The sequence below is a fragment of the Halomonas borealis genome (assembly GCF_004798905.1).
GTDB lineage: Bacteria > Pseudomonadota > Gammaproteobacteria > Pseudomonadales > Halomonadaceae > Halomonas > Halomonas borealis.
The window spans coordinates 1-13,612 of sequence record NZ_SDMO01000019.1; the positions used below are offsets into that span (position 1 = coordinate 1).

The following is a 13,612-nucleotide window of genomic DNA, read 5'->3' on the forward strand; positions in this document are numbered from 1 at the left end:
ACGACCGTCGGTCCGTTGTGCCGTGGTGTTCATGCACTGAATTCCTTCCTGTTTGCCGGGCCACGTGTGATGAAACGTGCGGCTCCACCGTGGCCACTGCCGGCTTTCCATGCCTCCAGGCGACGAATGGACGACCGTCGGTCCGTTGTGCCGTGGTGTTCATGCACTGAATTCCTTCCTGTTTGCCGGGTCACGTGTGATGAAACGTGCGGCTCCACCGCGGCCACTGCCGGCTTTCCATGCCCCCAGGCGACGAATGGACGACCGTCGGTCCGTTGTGCCGTGGTGTTCATGCACTGAATTCCTTCCTGTTTGCCGGGCCACGTGTGATGAAACGCGCGGCTACACCGCGGCCACTGCCGGCTTTCCATGCCCCCAGGCGACGAATGGACGACCATCGGTCCGTTCGACGCCGGCTTGCCTAGGCGGTGTGCCCCGGTGAGTTAAGGGCAATGGGCGGCTCGGCAGCATAGCAGCTGGCGCCGCTCGTCTCAGCCCGGTCCGCTTGCGGCGCGCAGGGTTCGGTCCAGGGACTCGAGGCGCGCCGGGGTGCCGACATCGACCCAGGCGCCGCGGTGATGATGGCCGGCGACACGGCCTCGTTCCATGGCCGCGCGCAGCAACGGTGCCAGGGCGAAGGCATCGTCGGCCTGCTCGGCTACCAGGGCCGGGTCGAGCAGCGCCAGCCCGCCGTAAGTCAGGCGGGGGGCACCTGTCGGATGCACCCGGCCGGCGGTGTCGAGATAAAAATCGCCGTTCGGATGATGGTCGGGATTGTCCACCAGCACCAGGTTGGCCAGGTCGTCCCCGAGGGGGGGCAGGGCGTCGGGCGCGATATCGCACCAGACGTCGCCGTTGACCAGCCAGAAGGGCGCCTCGCCGAGCAGCGGTAGGGCGCGGCGGACGCCGCCGCCGGTCTCCAGCGGCGTCTCCTCGCGGCTCCAGGCGATCGTCATGCCGAAGTCACGGCCATCGCCTAGCGCCTCGACGATCTGCTCGGCCCGGTAGCTGACGTTGATCACCACGTCGCGGATGCCGGCCGCCGCCAGGCGCTCCAGGTGGTGGACGATCAGCGGCTTGCCGGCCACCGGCAGCAACGGCTTGGGACAGTGGTCGGTGAGCGGGCGCATGCGCTTGCCGAGCCCGGCGGCCAGGATCATCGCCTTCATGCCGCGCCCTCCCGGTCGATACCGGCCTTCTCCAGGCGCGATGCCAGGGCGGGACGGAATGTGTCGGCGAGCCAGGCCTCGAAGGTGGCGTGGCCATCGAGCTCGGCCAGAGCATCCTCCAGGTGGGCGAGGAAGTGAGGCAGGCGGGCGAGATAGCCCTCGCGATGGTCGCGCAGGGTCAGCCGGCAGAAGATGCCGAGCACCTTGAGGGCGCGCTGGGCGGCCATGGCGGCCACCCGAGCGTGGAAGGTGGCCGAGTCGATGCCGTCGTCGAGGCGGCCGTCGGCCACCGCACGGCGGCGGAAGGCCTCGATCCACGCGCCGCGCCGGGCGGTATCGAAGCGGCAGTAGCGGCCGTGCAGCAGCGAGATCAGGTCGTAGCTGAGCGGCCCGGCCACGGCGTCCTGGAAGTCGATCAGGTGGAGTCCCTCGTCGACCACCATCAGGTTCATGGCATCGAAGTCGCGATGCACGGTGACCACCGGCTGGGCCAGGGCGGCGTCGATCAGCGCCTGACGCAGGGTGTGCCAGCCGGGCGGCGGGGCGATATCCAGCCAGCCGGCGAGGCACCACTCGGGGAAGAGATCGAGCTCGCGGCCGAGCAGGGCCGCATCGTAGCGCGGCAGTTCGTGTGGTGCAGTGCGGTTCTGCAGCGTCTCGAGCAGCGCCAGGGCGCGCTCGTGCCAGGCCAGGGTGGCCGGGTCGCGTTCGTCGCCGAGGCGCTTCTGCAGCGGCGTGTCGCCCAGGTCGTCGAGCTCCAGGTAGCCGGCCTCGAGGTCCACGGCATGCAGGTGCGGCACCGGCAGGCCGGCGGCCTCCCAGGCGCGAGCGATGGCCACGAAGGAGGTGCTGTCTTCCTGCTCGGGCGGGGCGTCCATCAATATGCGGGTCGACCCGTCGGCCAGGGTCAGGCGGTAGTAGCGGCGAAAGCTGGCGTCGCCGGCGGCCAGACGCAGATCCAAGGCCTGCGGGTCGAGTCCGTGGCGCTGGGCGGCCCAGTGGCGCAGCGGCGTCTGGCGGGCGAGGGCATCGGCCTCTGGCATCTTGATCTCTCGGTGTCCGGTGATGGGGCGCCGGTTGACGGCCCCGAAGCGTCGCCGCATGCTGAGGCCCGTTAGCGTCGGTGTGACAGGGACTCGCCGGCGGGACAGGTCGCATGGGGCCTGTATAATACCGATTCCCTCCGCCAAGGACATCGTGGAACATGGCCAAGCGACCCTCCCGGACGGCCCTGGCAGGTCTGGTGACCTCGAGTATGATCATCGCCGTCCCCGTGCTGGCGGCGCCCCCCGAGCCGCTGCCCGCCGATCAACTGGACTGGCAGCCCTGGGGCGCCGACCGGCCGTCCGACGCCGTGTGCCGCGGACGTTACGTGACACCGGACTACCGCCTGGCGCCGCCCCCCGAGGGGCAGGTCGCCAGTGAAGCCGACAGCGGCGAATATGGCGCGCAAGGCGAGACCCGGCTCAGCGGCCGGGTCGTGCTGCGTCGCGACGACACACAGCTCGAGGCGCCCCGGGTGAGCCTGCCGGCGGCCCGCGATCGCGTGCAGGCCGAAGGGCCGGTGGCGCTGCGTGACCGTAACCTGCTGGTACGCGGCGACGCCGCCGAATTCTCGCTGGACAGCGATGCGGCGAGCATCGATAGCGCCCACTACGTGGCCCACGAGCAGCGCCTGCGTGGCGATGCGGTGCGGCTAGCCCGGCTCGATGACGGCCGCTATCGGCTGCGCGAGGCCAGCTTTACCCGCTGCGAGCCGGGTAATGAACTGTGGCGGCTGGTCGGCAGCGACATCCTGCTCGATCGCGAGAGCGGCTTCGGCACCGCCAAGCATGCGCGTCTCGAGGTCGGCCATGTGCCGGTGTTCTACTGGCCGTGGGTGCGCTTCCCCATCGACGAGCGCCGCCAGACCGGTTTCCTGTGGCCGGTGCTCGGTGCCTCCAGTGATGGGCTCGATTATGCTCAGCCCTTCTACTGGAACATCGCCCCCAACCAGGATGCGACCATCACCCCGCGCTGGATCAGCGAGCGGGGCTGGCTGGTGGGCGGCGAGTACCGCTACCGCTTCCCGTCCGATGCCGGCACCATCGAGGGGGCTTATATCGCCGACGACAAGCTGGCCGGCGACGAGGCATCGGATGGTTCACGCCTCGAGAACGGCGATGAACGCTGGTACCTGGATGCCCGCCATGCCGGTCGCATCGACCAGCGCACGGATTACCGGCTGCGCTACGGGGCGGCCAGCGACGGCGCCTACTTCGATGACTTCGGCCGCGACTTCGCCGAGCAGGACACCGACCACCTGGCGCGGCTGGCCCGGCTCGACTACCGCGGTGATACCTGGCGCCTGCAGGCCAAGGCCCAGGGCTATCAGAAGCTCGATGACCCGCTCGACGAGGGCGACAAGCCCTTCTACCGGCTGCCGAGCCTGGACGCCCGGGGGCGCTGGTCCCAGGACAGTGGCTTCTATCAGGAGTGGAACAGCAACCTCACCTACTTCTGGCGCGACGTCGAGGGCGGCGAGGATGGCCGCTACGATTTCGAGGATCGGCAGCGGCGGATTCCGATCCGCGAGGCCGCCAACGGCACCCGGCTGCGCCTGACGCCTGCCGCGGGCTGGCGCTTCGACGACAGCTGGGGCTATCTCGAGCCGCGTGTCGAGCTGGCGCACCTGTCCTATGACCTGGACTACGGCGAGCGCGAGACCGAACGCGGCGACACGCCGTCGCTGACCGCGCCGGTGACCTCGGTCGACGCGGGCCTGGTGTTCGAACGCGAGCTGGACCTGGGGGGCGAGGCCTATCGCCAGACCCTGGAACCGCGACTCAACTACGCCTATGTGCCGGCCCGCGACCAGAGCGACTTCCCGGACTTCGATACTGCCGAGCGCAACTTCTCCTGGCAGCAACTGTGGTCGCCGGACCGTTTCTCCGGTGGCGACCGGGTGGGCGACCTCAACCGGATCTCCTATGGCGTGGAGAGCCGTCTGCTGGAGGACGAGAGCGGCCGCGAACGGCTGTCGCTGGGCCTCGGTCAGGCGGCCTACTTCGAGGATCGCCATATCGACATGCGAGGCGATCCCGACAGCCTGCCGGCGAACGAGGATTCCTTCGACTACTACAACGCCACCCGCGACCGTTCGCCGCTGGTCACGCGTCTCGACTGGCGCCTGAGCGACGAGTGGCGCACCCGCTGGCAGTGGCTGTATGACGACCACGAGTCGCGCACCGAGCAGGCCAGCTGGGGGCTGCAGTACCGCTCCGAGGCCGGCCATGTGCTCAACCTGGGCTACCGCTGGCAGCTCGAGGGCTTCGATGTGTCCGAAGAGGATGACGATGACCGGCTCGGTTACGACCGTGAGGAGTTCGACGTCTCCGGCGCCCTCAAGGTCAGCCCTCAGTTCGATCTGATCGGCCGCTTCGTCTATGACAACACCAACGACCGCAGCCTCGAGCAGATGGCGGGTGTGCAGTGGAACGACTGCTGCTATGGTCTGCAGCTGGTGTGGCGCGAGTGGATCGAGGACGAGGACACCGCCAATCGCATCGACGACGACACCACCGATCGTGGGCTCTTCCTGCGCTTCGTGTTCAAGGGGCTGGGAGGCGTCGGCGGCGAGGCCGCTGGCTACTTCGACGGCGCCGTGCCGGGCTACCGCAGCAGCGCCTTCGAGGGTCGCTGAGCGCCGCGTCAAGAGGCCGGCGCGCCGGCCTCGACGAGACATTCGCTATTGAACGAGAGGAAACACCGACATGCGCAGCCGACAACTCGCCACCCTGCTGCTGGCCCTGCTGCTGGGCGCCGCCTCACTGAGTGGGGCGGCCCAGGCGCGTCAGCCCCTGGACCGTATCGTGGCGGTGGTCAACGACGGCGCCATCATGGCCACCCAGCTCGAGGACCGCTTCACCCAGACCAAGCGGCAGCTGAGTGCTCGTGACGTCGACCTGCCGCCGGATGACGCGCTGCGCCGGCAGGTCCTCGACCGCCTGATCGTCGAGGAGATTCAGCTGCAGATGGCCCGCGAGGGGAACCTCAGCGTCGACGAGACCGAGCTCAATCGTCAGGTGCGGGCCATCGCCCAGAGCAACAACATGAGCCTGGATCAGTTCGCCGACGCCCTGGAGGCCGACGGCCTGTCGCTGGGCGTGGTGCGTGACCAGGTGCGCCGCGAACTATTGATGCGCGAGCTCCAGCAGCGCCGCGTCGGCGGCCGGGTCAGCCTCTCCGAGCGTGAGGTCGACCGCTTCATGGAGCAGCAGGGCGGCAGCCGCGACCAGGCCCGCCAGGCGCTGTTCCAGCGCAAGGCGGGCGACGAGATGGAAGACTGGATCCAGGAGATCCGCAGCGAGGCCTTCGTCGAGGAACGGCTCGAGCCCGGCGACGCATGAAGGACGCGCCGGTCATCGCCCTGACCACCGGCGAGCCGGCCGGGATCGGCCCGGAATTGGCGGTGATGCTGGCGACCGATGGCGTGACGGGCGCCGTCACGGGCCATCGCCGGGTGGCGGTGGGTGACCCCGGGCTGCTCGCCGAGCGTGCCGAGGCCCTGGGTCGGCCGTTGGAGATCATCGAGCTGGCGCCGGGCGAGCCGGTGCCCGAGGCCCGGCCAGGGCGCTTGCCGGTGTGGCCGGTGGCGCTCGCCGCGCCGAGTCATCCCGGCGTGCTGGATACCCGCAACGGCGACTACGTGCTCGAGACCCTGGACCGTGCCGTGGCGGCCTGCCGGGCCGGTGAGGCCGCCGGCCTGGTCACCGCGCCGTTGCACAAGGCGGTGATCCGCGAGGCCGGCCATGGCGACTTCACCGGACACACCGAATACCTGCGCGATGCATGTGGCGTCGACGAGGTGGTGATGATGCTCGCCACCGAATGCGCCCTGCACGCCGCCGGTGCGGATTGGCAGGGTGCACGGGCGCTGCGTGTGGCGCTTGCCACGACCCACCTGCCGCTGCGCGAGGTGAGCGATGCGCTGACGCCCGAGCGCCTGGCCCGTGTTCTGCGTATCCTCGATGCCGACCTGCGGCGCTGGTTCGGCCTGGACGCGCCGCGCATCGCCGTGTGCGGCCTCAACCCCCACGCGGGCGAGGGCGGCCACCTGGGTCGCGAGGAGCTGGAGGTGATGGCCCCGACCCTGGCGGCGCTGCGTCGTGAAGGGTTGTCTCTTGACGGCCCGCTGCCGGCGGATACCCTGTTCACCCCGCGCCATCTGGCCGAGGCCGATGCCGTGCTGGCGATGTATCATGATCAGGGCCTGCCGGTCCTCAAGTACGCCGGCTTCGGCCGCGCCGCCAACATCACCCTGGGGCTGCCGCTGGTACGCACCTCGGTGGATCATGGCACCGCCCTGGACCTCGCCGGCCACGGCCTCGCCGATCCCGGCAGCCTGGCGGTGGCCGAGGCGCTGGCCGCCGACATGGCGCGTCGCGCCGACCGTGGCTGAATAGGCCTGCCAGGCTCGGCGCCGCCGCGGTTGCGGCGGCGCTCTTGAATCGAACATAAGGATAGACCGCATGGCATCCCGCCCCCAGGGTCATCGCGCCCGCAAGCGCTTCGGCCAGAACTTCCTGCGCGACACCGGCATCATCTCGCGGCTGGTTCGCGCCATCGGCGCCCGCTCCGGCGAGCGGCTGGTGGAGATCGGTCCCGGCCAGGGCGCCCTCACCGAGCCGCTGTTGGAATCGGCGGGCGGCCATCTCGACGTCATCGAGCTGGACCGCGACCTGATCCCCGGGCTGCGCGTGCAGTTCTTCGACAAGCCGGGCTTCGTGATCCACGAGGGCGACGCCCTCAAGGTCGACTTCCGCGAACTGCGCGGCGATGGTCCGGCGCTGCGGGTGGTCGGCAATCTGCCCTACAATATTTCCACGCCGCTGATCTCCTATCTGCTGCAGGCCGGCGACGCCGTGGCGGACATGCACTTCATGCTGCAGAAGGAAGTGGTGGAGCGCCTGGCGGCGCCCCCCGGCGGTGGCGAGCGCGGGCGTCTCTCGGTGCTGGCTCAGTACTACTGCGCGGTCGAGTCGCTGTTCGTGGTGCCGCCCGAGGCCTTCGTGCCGCAGCCCAAGGTGGAATCGGCCATCGTGCGCCTGACGCCCCATGCCGAGAGGCCCCACGTCGCACTGGATGAGGCGCTGCTGTTCGATCTGGTGCGCGAGGCCTTCGGCCAGCGCCGCAAGACGCTGCGCAACAACCTCAAGGGGCGGCTCGATGCCGCGACCCTGGAGTCCCTCGGCATCGACCCTGCCCGCCGCCCGCAGACCCTGAGCGTGGCGGAGTTCGTGCATATCGCCAATCACCTGGCCGCAGGAGGGCAACCCTCATGAGCGCACCGGCCCTCGGCGAAGAGATCCGTGTGGACGTGGAGCCGGCCTTCCGGGAAGACGAGTCCGCCCCGCAAGACGCGCGTTTCGTGTTCAGCTACACCATCACCGTGCACAATCACTCCGCGCATAGCATGCAGCTGCTGGCACGCCACTGGAAGATCACCCAGAGCAGCGGCGAGACTCAGGAGGTGCGTGGCAAGGGGGTGGTCGGCCAGCAGCCGATGATCGCCCCAGGGCAGACCTTCCGCTATACCAGCCGCGCCATCCTCGATGGCCCGGTGGGCGTGATGGAGGGCGACTTTACCTGTGTCGACACCGCCACTCAGCGCCCCTTCGAGGTGGCCATCGCGCCCTTCCGGCTGGCCGGTCCCAACCAGATTCACTGATATACCGCACGGAGCGAGAGGAACGCCATGTCCACCTATGCCGTCGGCGATCTGCAGGGCTGCCACGAGGAGTTCGTGGCCCTGCTCGAGCGCCTCGACTTCGACCCACGCCGCGACCGAGTGTGGCTGGCCGGTGACCTGGTCAACCGCGGTCGCGGCTCGCTCGACTGCCTGCGCGAGGTCATGGCCCTGGGCGACGCCGCCCGGGTGGTGCTCGGCAACCACGATCTGCACCTGCTGGCGGTGGCGCGTGGCGGCGCGCGGCTCAAGCCCAAGGATACCCTGGAGCCGATTCTCGCCGCGCCGGACCGCGAGCGCCTGCTCGACTGGCTGCAGGGGCGGCCGCTGGTGGTGCGCCAGGGCGACACCCTGATGAGCCACGCGGGGCTGCCGCCGAGCTGGAGTCCGGAGCGGGGCGAGACGTTGGCCGACGAGGTCGTCGAGCGGCTCGGCTCCGAGCGTGCCGGGGACTTCCTCGAAGGCCTGTATGGCAACCAGCCGGCCCGTTGGAGCGACGATCTGGACGGTCTCGATCGGCTGCGGGTGATCGTCAATGTCTTCACCCGCATGCGCTTCATCGCCGCCGACGGGACCCTCGAGTTCGGCGCCAAGGAAGGGCTCTCCAGCGCGCCGCCCGGCTTCGCGCCCTGGTTCCAGTACCCGCGCGACGACGACCCGCGGCTGCTGTTCGGTCACTGGGCGGCCCTGGAAGGGGAGACGCCCGGCAGCCGGGTACGCGCCGAGGCGCTGGATACCGGCTGCGTGTGGGGTGGCTCGCTGACCGCCCTCGATCTCGACAGCGGCGAGCGCATCGGCGTGCCCAGCCGACATTGATGCCCGCCTTCCTCCTCTTACGTTCCCTGGAGATCCGATGAACTTCCAGCACCTGGACATTCCTACCCTGGCCGAATGGCTCGATGCCGCGTCGCCGCTGACCCTGGTGGATATCCGTGATCCGGCGAGCTTCGCCGCCGGCCATATCCCGGGCTGTCGCCACCTGGACAACGATAGCGTCACCGGGCTGCTGGCCGAGGCGCCCCGCGAGACGCCGCTGGTGGTGGTCTGCTATCACGGCCATTCGAGCCAGCAGGCCGCCGCCTGGCTGGCCGGCCAGGGTTTCGAGGCGGTCTACAGCCTCGACGGCGGCTTCACCGACTGGCAGCACCGCCTCCCCGAACGCGTGGAGGCCTGAGCCGTGGCGGCCCGTGATGCTCGCCTGGCCGGGCTGGCCGTCTATCGGGTCGGCGGCGCCGTGCGCGATGCCCGACTCGGCTGGCCGGTCACCGACGTCGACTGGGTGGTGGTCGGCGCCACCCCCGAGGCGATGACGACGCGTGGTTTCCGCGCCGTGGGCCGCGACTTCCCGGTCTTCCTGCATCCGCAGACCCAGGAGGAGTACGCCCTGGCGCGCACCGAGCGCAAGTCCGGCCATGGCTATACCGGCTTCGAGGTGCACGCCAGCCCCGAGGTCAGCCTGGAGCAGGATCTGGTGCGCCGTGACCTGACCATCAACGCCATGGCCGAGACCCCGGAGGGCGAGCTGGTCGACCCCTACGGCGGCTTGGCCGACCTCGAGGCGCGAGTGCTGCGCCACGTCTCGCCGGCCTTCGTCGAGGATCCGCTGCGGGTGCTGCGCACGGCGCGCTTCCTGGCCCGCTACGCGGGGCTCGGCTTCGTGATCGCCGCGGAGACGCGCGAGCTGATGCGCCGGCTGGCGGCGAGCGGCGAGCTCGGCCACCTGGTGGCCGAGCGCGTCTGGACCGAGACCGAGAAGGCGCTCTCCGAGCCCCGGCCCGATGCCTACTTCCGAGCGCTGGAGGAGGGTGGCGCCCTGGCGGCGCTGATGCCTGAGCTTATGCATGATGCCGCGGCGCTGGACGAGGCGCTGGGGCGGCTAGCGCGGCTGCCCGAGGGCGTGGCCGATGAGGAGGCGCCGCATTGGCGCTGGGCGCGGCTGGTGGAGCATCTCGATGCCGAGCCGCGTGAGGCCCTGGCCGAACGCCTCAAGCTGCCGCGGCTGCCGCGCCGGCTGGCCGCGCAGGCGGCGGCGACCCGCCGGCTGCTGGGCGCGGCGCGAGCTGAGGCGCTGGATGGCGAACGAGTGCTGGCCTGGCTCGAGGCCGTTGGTGCTTGGCGCCAGGGCGAGCGGGTGGCCGCCTGGATCGGCCTGGTGCGTCGGGAGGATGACGGGTCGGCCGAGGCCTTGTCGTTGGCCTGGTGCCAGGCGGGGAAGATCCTGCCCCGTGAGCTCGTCGAGGCGGGCTATCAGGGGCGCGCGCTGGGCGAGGAGCTGGCTCGGCGGCGCCGGGCCGCCATCGACGAGGCGCTGGGTAACTGAAGGTCAGCCGAGAGGCAGGCGTCGCCCCCGCCACATGAACGCCGCCGGCCACAGCGCCTGGTCGGCGGCATCGAAGCGTGCCCATAGCTCGGCGTAGCGTTGGCCATCCTGCGGGTGGCAGGCATCGGGCAGCAGCTCCGCCAGCGGCTTCAGCACGAAGGCGTGGTGGCGAATCTCGGCGCGTGGCAGGCTGATGCCATCGTACTCGCCGCTCAGCGTGTCGACGGTGAGCAGGTCGACATCCAGGGTGCGGGGGCTGAACTTGGGGCTGTCGGGCTGGCGGCCGTTGGCGAACTCCAGCCGCTTGCACCAGGCGGCGAGTTCGCCTACCGACCAGTCGCTGTCGAAGGCCGCCACCAGGTTGTAGAAGTTGCGTCCATCCTCGAACCCTACCGGCTCGCTCTCATAGACCCGCGACAGGCGCAGATTGGCGAAGCTCTCGGTCAGGGCGTCTAGGCAGGCGGTCAGGTGGCGGTCGCGCTCGATGTTGCTGCCGATGCTGACGGTGACCAGTGCCATCAGGTCGCGCTCCGCTCGCCGCGCTCGATGCGCACACCCACCGCCGCCGCTTCGGGCACCGCGCCGGGCTTGCGCAGGGTCAGGCGAATCCAGGCGATGGCGTACTCCTGGCGCAGGGCGTCGACCAGGCGTTCGGCGAAGGTTTCCACCAGCTCGAAACGATGCTCGGCGCCGAAGCGGGCGATACGCTCGCTGATGGCGGCGTAGTCGAGGGTCTGGGCGATGTCGTCGTGCGCCGCCGCGGGGCGGATGTCGGTGGCCAGCTCCAGGTCGAGGACCAGGGTCTGGGTCAGGGTGCGTTCCCAGTCGTAGACGCCGATCACGGTGTCGACCTTCAACGCTTCGATCAGTACGAGATCCATCTGGGGCTCTCCGAACCTTGGCAGGGGCGGCGGCAGTGCCGGATAGGGCGGCGATTGTACGCGAGCCGACGGGCCGGCAACAGCGTCTCCGGCTGTTCGCAGGGCGATGAGGCTGGCAGAATCGAGACACTTTCCACCTGAGGGCCGGTCGTGCTGGGTCAACTCGAACTCGTGCTGCCGCTGATGGCGCTGGGCTATCTCAGCGGTACCTGGCTGGGGGCGAACACGGTGTGCCACTTAGCCGGGCGGGGCGACCCGCGGCTGGCCGGCTCCGGTAATCCCGGCTTCTCCAACGTGCTGCGCCTGCATGGCACCCGGCTGGCGCTGGCCACGCTGCTCATCGACACCCTCAAGGGCATGCCGGTGCTGGGGCTTGCCATGCTGCTGGGGCTGCCGCCCTGGGGGCAGGGATTGGTGGGGCTCGGTGTGCTGCTCGGTCACAGCTATCCGGTGTGGTACCGCTTCCGCGGCGGCAAGGCGGTGGCCAGCGCCTTCGGGGTGATGCTGCTGCTGACCCCCGGCGTGGCGCTGTGTTGCGCGGCCCTGTGGTGCCTGCTGGCCTGGCGGGTGCGCACCGCGGCGGTAGCCTCGCTTGCCAGCGCCACGCTGGCACCGCTGGTCGCGATCTGGCTGGCGCCGGCCTATGTGCCGGTGGTGATCGGCTTCACGCTGCTGGTGCTGGGACGCCACGCGCTGAACTTCCAGCGCCTGGGGCGTGGCGATGAGCCGGGGCTCTAGGCATTCTGAAAGATGTCAGCGCTCGGCGATAAGGCGTTAAAGACCGGCTCAAAGGCCTCATTGTTACCCCGTAAGCTCTGTCTTCTCGCCCCTTCCTCAAACACGCCTGGCCGTAGGCATGCCCTGCTGGCAGGTCATCATCTTTCCTTGGGCCTTCAGGCCTCGGCTGGTGGCTCCAGCCCATCCATCGGCCAGCGCGGCACGGCCTGCATCTGCCCCGCGGTGTCGCGTTCGCCGGCGAGCAGGCGTTGTGCGCCGACATAGGCGATCATCGCGCCGTTGTCGGTGCAGAAGCGGCCGCGAGGGTAGAACACCTCGGCGTCGCGCTTGGCGGCCTCGAGGCCGAGGCGCTCGCGCAGGCGGATGTTGGCGCTGACGCCGCCGGCCACCACCAGGCGCTTGAGACCGGTCTGGTCGAGGGCGCGGCGGCACTTGATCACCAGGGTGTCGACCACCGCGTCCTCGAAGGCGCGGGCCACGTCGGCGCGGGCGGCGTCGTCCAGGGCGTCGTCGGCCTCGAGCCGGCGGATCGCGGTCAGGGTGTGGGTCTTGAGCCCGGAGAAGCTGAAGTCGAGCCCCGGACGGTCGGTCATCGGCCGCGGGAAGCGGAAGCGGCTCGCATCGCCAGCCTCGGCGAGGCGTGCCACGGCGGGACCGCCGGGATAGTCCAGGCCGAGCATCTTGGCGGCCTTGTCGAAGGCCTCGCCGGCGGCGTCGTCCACCGATTCGCCGAGCAGGCGATAGCGGCCGAGGCCCGCCACCTCGACCAGCTGGGTATGGCCGCCGGAGACCAGCAATGCCGCGAAGGGGAAGGCGGGCGGGGCGTCCTCGAGCATCGGTGCCAGTAGGTGGCCTTCCATGTGGTGCACGCCGAGCACCGGAATGTCGAGCGCCCGGGCCAGGCCGTGGGCGGTGCTGGCGCCGACCATCAGCGCCCCCACCAGGCCGGGCCCGGCGGTGTAGGCGATGGCGTCCAGTTCGTCGCGGCGCATGCCGGCATCGCTGAGCACCGCCTGGATCAGCGGTAGCAGGCGCCGGGTATGATCACGGCTGGCCAGCTCCGGCACCACGCCGCCGTATTCGGCGTGCATGGCGATCTGGCTATGGAGCGCGTCGGCCACCAGGCCTCGCTCGGTGTCATAGAGGGCGACGCCGGTCTCGTCGCAGGAGGTCTCGATGCCCAGTACACGCATGATCATGGCTCGGTACAGCGGAAATGCCGGCATTCTACGCCTTTTGTGTGGCCTGCGGCAGGGGCGCGGCGCGAAACGGTTTGCATGGTCGTGGTACGACGACTAGAATATTGTGCGCTGCAAGACTGGGTCGTGCGCCCAGGGGCAGACTCTCTGTATCTCCCTTACCGCTGTCGGCCCGCAAGGCGTGGTTGCTGGTGGTATCGGAACATCACGAGCGTTCCTCAAGGCGTGCGTTCGAACCGAACTCAAGTTTTTCAAGGTAGGTGAGTGCTTAATGCCTTCTGTTAAAGTACGTGACAACGAGCCGTTTGACGTCGCACTGCGTCGCTTCAAGCGTTCCTGTGAAAAAGCCGGTGTTCTCTCCGAGGTTCGCCGTCGCGAGCAGTACGAGAAGCCGACCGCAGAGCGCAAGCGCAAGGCGGCTGCCGCCGTCAAGCGTCACGCCAAGAAGCTGCAGCGTGAGCGCAAGCGTTTCGAACGGCTCTATTGATCCGTACTGGGGTCGACTCGCTCGCTAGCGGGGCGACTCGGGAGGAGCGCCAAGCGGCCGCCGTTCGGTGGCCGCTTGTTTTTGCGCCTGT

General features: G+C 69.6%; 15 protein-coding genes. 10 read left to right on the forward strand and 5 right to left on the reverse strand.

Going from position 1 to position 13,612, the window contains the following annotated elements; translation table 11 throughout:
- Positions 1-491 precede the first annotated feature (491 nt).
- Both murU and ETC07_RS14320 read right to left on the reverse strand, forming a co-directional pair.
- Positions 492-1,169 carry an N-acetylmuramate alpha-1-phosphate uridylyltransferase MurU gene (gene murU, locus ETC07_RS14315; RefSeq protein ID WP_136249202.1) on the reverse strand — a complete coding sequence of 226 codons (678 nt, stop codon included), beginning with the start codon at positions 1,167-1,169 and terminating at the stop codon, positions 492-494.
- Positions 1,166-2,212, reverse strand: a complete 1,047-nt coding sequence (locus ETC07_RS14320; protein ID WP_136249203.1) for an aminoglycoside phosphotransferase family protein — start codon at positions 2,210-2,212, stop codon at positions 1,166-1,168. The genes murU and ETC07_RS14320 overlap by 4 nt, the downstream gene beginning before the upstream one ends.
- A gap of 161 nt (positions 2,213-2,373) precedes the next feature.
- Between ETC07_RS14320 and ETC07_RS14325 the strand changes: the two genes are divergently transcribed.
- From ETC07_RS14325 to ETC07_RS14360, 8 genes are all read left to right on the forward strand, one after another.
- Positions 2,374-4,851, forward strand: coding sequence for an LPS-assembly protein LptD (locus ETC07_RS14325; protein ID WP_136249204.1), 2,478 nt, complete (start codon positions 2,374-2,376; stop codon positions 4,849-4,851).
- Positions 4,852-4,921: 70 nt separating this feature from the next.
- Complete coding sequence (locus ETC07_RS14330) at positions 4,922-5,557, forward strand: SurA N-terminal domain-containing protein (RefSeq protein ID WP_136249205.1); 636 nt, start codon at positions 4,922-4,924, stop codon at positions 5,555-5,557.
- Positions 5,554-6,609: a 4-hydroxythreonine-4-phosphate dehydrogenase PdxA gene (gene pdxA, locus ETC07_RS14335; RefSeq protein ID WP_136249206.1), complete on the forward strand. Its 1,056-nt coding sequence runs from the start codon at positions 5,554-5,556 to the stop codon at positions 6,607-6,609. Before ETC07_RS14330 ends, pdxA begins: the two co-directional genes overlap by 4 nt.
- 70 nt (positions 6,610-6,679) lie before the next feature.
- Entirely contained in the window at positions 6,680-7,492 is an 813-nt protein-coding gene (rsmA, locus tag ETC07_RS14340) for a 16S rRNA (adenine(1518)-N(6)/adenine(1519)-N(6))-dimethyltransferase RsmA (RefSeq protein WP_136249207.1), read from the forward strand.
- Positions 7,489-7,878, forward strand: coding sequence for a Co2+/Mg2+ efflux facilitator ApaG/CorD (apaG, locus tag ETC07_RS14345; RefSeq protein ID WP_136249208.1), 390 nt, complete (start codon positions 7,489-7,491; stop codon positions 7,876-7,878). The genes rsmA and apaG overlap by 4 nt, the downstream gene beginning before the upstream one ends.
- 27 nt (positions 7,879-7,905) lie before the next feature.
- The gene (locus ETC07_RS14350) at positions 7,906-8,712 is read left to right on the forward strand and encodes a symmetrical bis(5'-nucleosyl)-tetraphosphatase (RefSeq protein ID WP_136249209.1); all 807 of its coding nucleotides are present in this window, start codon (positions 7,906-7,908) and stop codon (positions 8,710-8,712) included.
- A gap of 37 nt (positions 8,713-8,749) precedes the next feature.
- The gene (gene glpE, locus ETC07_RS14355; protein WP_136249210.1) at positions 8,750-9,070 is read left to right on the forward strand and encodes a thiosulfate sulfurtransferase GlpE; all 321 of its coding nucleotides are present in this window, start codon (positions 8,750-8,752) and stop codon (positions 9,068-9,070) included.
- Positions 9,071-9,073: 3 nt separating this feature from the next.
- A complete protein-coding gene (locus ETC07_RS14360; protein ID WP_276605516.1) occupies positions 9,074-10,216 on the forward strand; it encodes a tRNA nucleotidyltransferase/poly(A) polymerase-related protein in 1,143 nt (380 codons plus the stop codon).
- Between the two features lie 3 nt (positions 10,217-10,219).
- Here ETC07_RS14360 and folK read toward each other — a convergent pair whose 3' ends face one another.
- A complete protein-coding gene (gene folK / locus ETC07_RS14365; RefSeq protein ID WP_136249211.1) occupies positions 10,220-10,735 on the reverse strand; it encodes a 2-amino-4-hydroxy-6-hydroxymethyldihydropteridine diphosphokinase in 516 nt (171 codons plus the stop codon).
- Positions 10,735-11,097, reverse strand: coding sequence for a dihydroneopterin aldolase (gene folB, locus ETC07_RS14370; RefSeq protein WP_136249212.1), 363 nt, complete (start codon positions 11,095-11,097; stop codon positions 10,735-10,737). The genes folK and folB overlap by 1 nt, the downstream gene beginning before the upstream one ends.
- Positions 11,098-11,247: 150 nt before the next feature.
- On the opposite strand from folB, the gene plsY reads away from it, so the two are divergent.
- Positions 11,248-11,835: a glycerol-3-phosphate 1-O-acyltransferase PlsY gene (gene plsY, locus ETC07_RS14375; RefSeq protein ID WP_276605517.1), complete on the forward strand. Its 588-nt coding sequence runs from the start codon at positions 11,248-11,250 to the stop codon at positions 11,833-11,835.
- 155 nt (positions 11,836-11,990) lie between these two features.
- On the opposite strand, the gene tsaD is transcribed toward plsY, so the two are convergent.
- Positions 11,991-13,028 carry a tRNA (adenosine(37)-N6)-threonylcarbamoyltransferase complex transferase subunit TsaD gene (gene tsaD / locus ETC07_RS14380; protein ID WP_136249213.1) on the reverse strand — a complete coding sequence of 346 codons (1,038 nt, stop codon included), beginning with the start codon at positions 13,026-13,028 and terminating at the stop codon, positions 11,991-11,993.
- Positions 13,029-13,305: 277 nt separating this feature from the next.
- Between tsaD and rpsU the strand changes: the two genes are divergently transcribed.
- Positions 13,306-13,521 carry a 30S ribosomal protein S21 gene (gene rpsU, locus ETC07_RS14385; protein WP_013333229.1) on the forward strand — a complete coding sequence of 72 codons (216 nt, stop codon included), beginning with the start codon at positions 13,306-13,308 and terminating at the stop codon, positions 13,519-13,521.
- Positions 13,522-13,612: the final 91 nt, after the last annotated feature.

Coding starts and splice junctions, on each gene's coding strand:
- tsaD (WP_136249213.1), bottom strand. CDS start 13,028: ATGCGTGTACTGGGCATCGAGACCTCCTGCGACGAGACCGGCGTCGCC.
- folB (WP_136249212.1), bottom strand. CDS start 11,097: ATGGATCTCGTACTGATCGAAGCGTTGAAGGTCGACACCGTGATCGGC.
- ETC07_RS14325 (WP_136249204.1), top strand. CDS start 2,374: ATGGCCAAGCGACCCTCCCGGACGGCCCTGGCAGGTCTGGTGACCTCG.
- apaG (WP_136249208.1), top strand. CDS start 7,489: ATGAGCGCACCGGCCCTCGGCGAAGAGATCCGTGTGGACGTGGAGCCG.
- ETC07_RS14320 (WP_136249203.1), bottom strand. CDS start 2,212: ATGCCAGAGGCCGATGCCCTCGCCCGCCAGACGCCGCTGCGCCACTGG.
- pdxA (WP_136249206.1), top strand. CDS start 5,554: ATGAAGGACGCGCCGGTCATCGCCCTGACCACCGGCGAGCCGGCCGGG.
- rsmA (WP_136249207.1), top strand. CDS start 6,680: ATGGCATCCCGCCCCCAGGGTCATCGCGCCCGCAAGCGCTTCGGCCAG.
- glpE (WP_136249210.1), top strand. CDS start 8,750: ATGAACTTCCAGCACCTGGACATTCCTACCCTGGCCGAATGGCTCGAT.
- murU (WP_136249202.1), bottom strand. CDS start 1,169: ATGAAGGCGATGATCCTGGCCGCCGGGCTCGGCAAGCGCATGCGCCCG.
- folK (WP_136249211.1), bottom strand. CDS start 10,735: ATGGCACTGGTCACCGTCAGCATCGGCAGCAACATCGAGCGCGACCGC.
- rpsU (WP_013333229.1), top strand. CDS start 13,306: ATGCCTTCTGTTAAAGTACGTGACAACGAGCCGTTTGACGTCGCACTG.
- ETC07_RS14330 (WP_136249205.1), top strand. CDS start 4,922: ATGCGCAGCCGACAACTCGCCACCCTGCTGCTGGCCCTGCTGCTGGGC.
- ETC07_RS14350 (WP_136249209.1), top strand. CDS start 7,906: ATGTCCACCTATGCCGTCGGCGATCTGCAGGGCTGCCACGAGGAGTTC.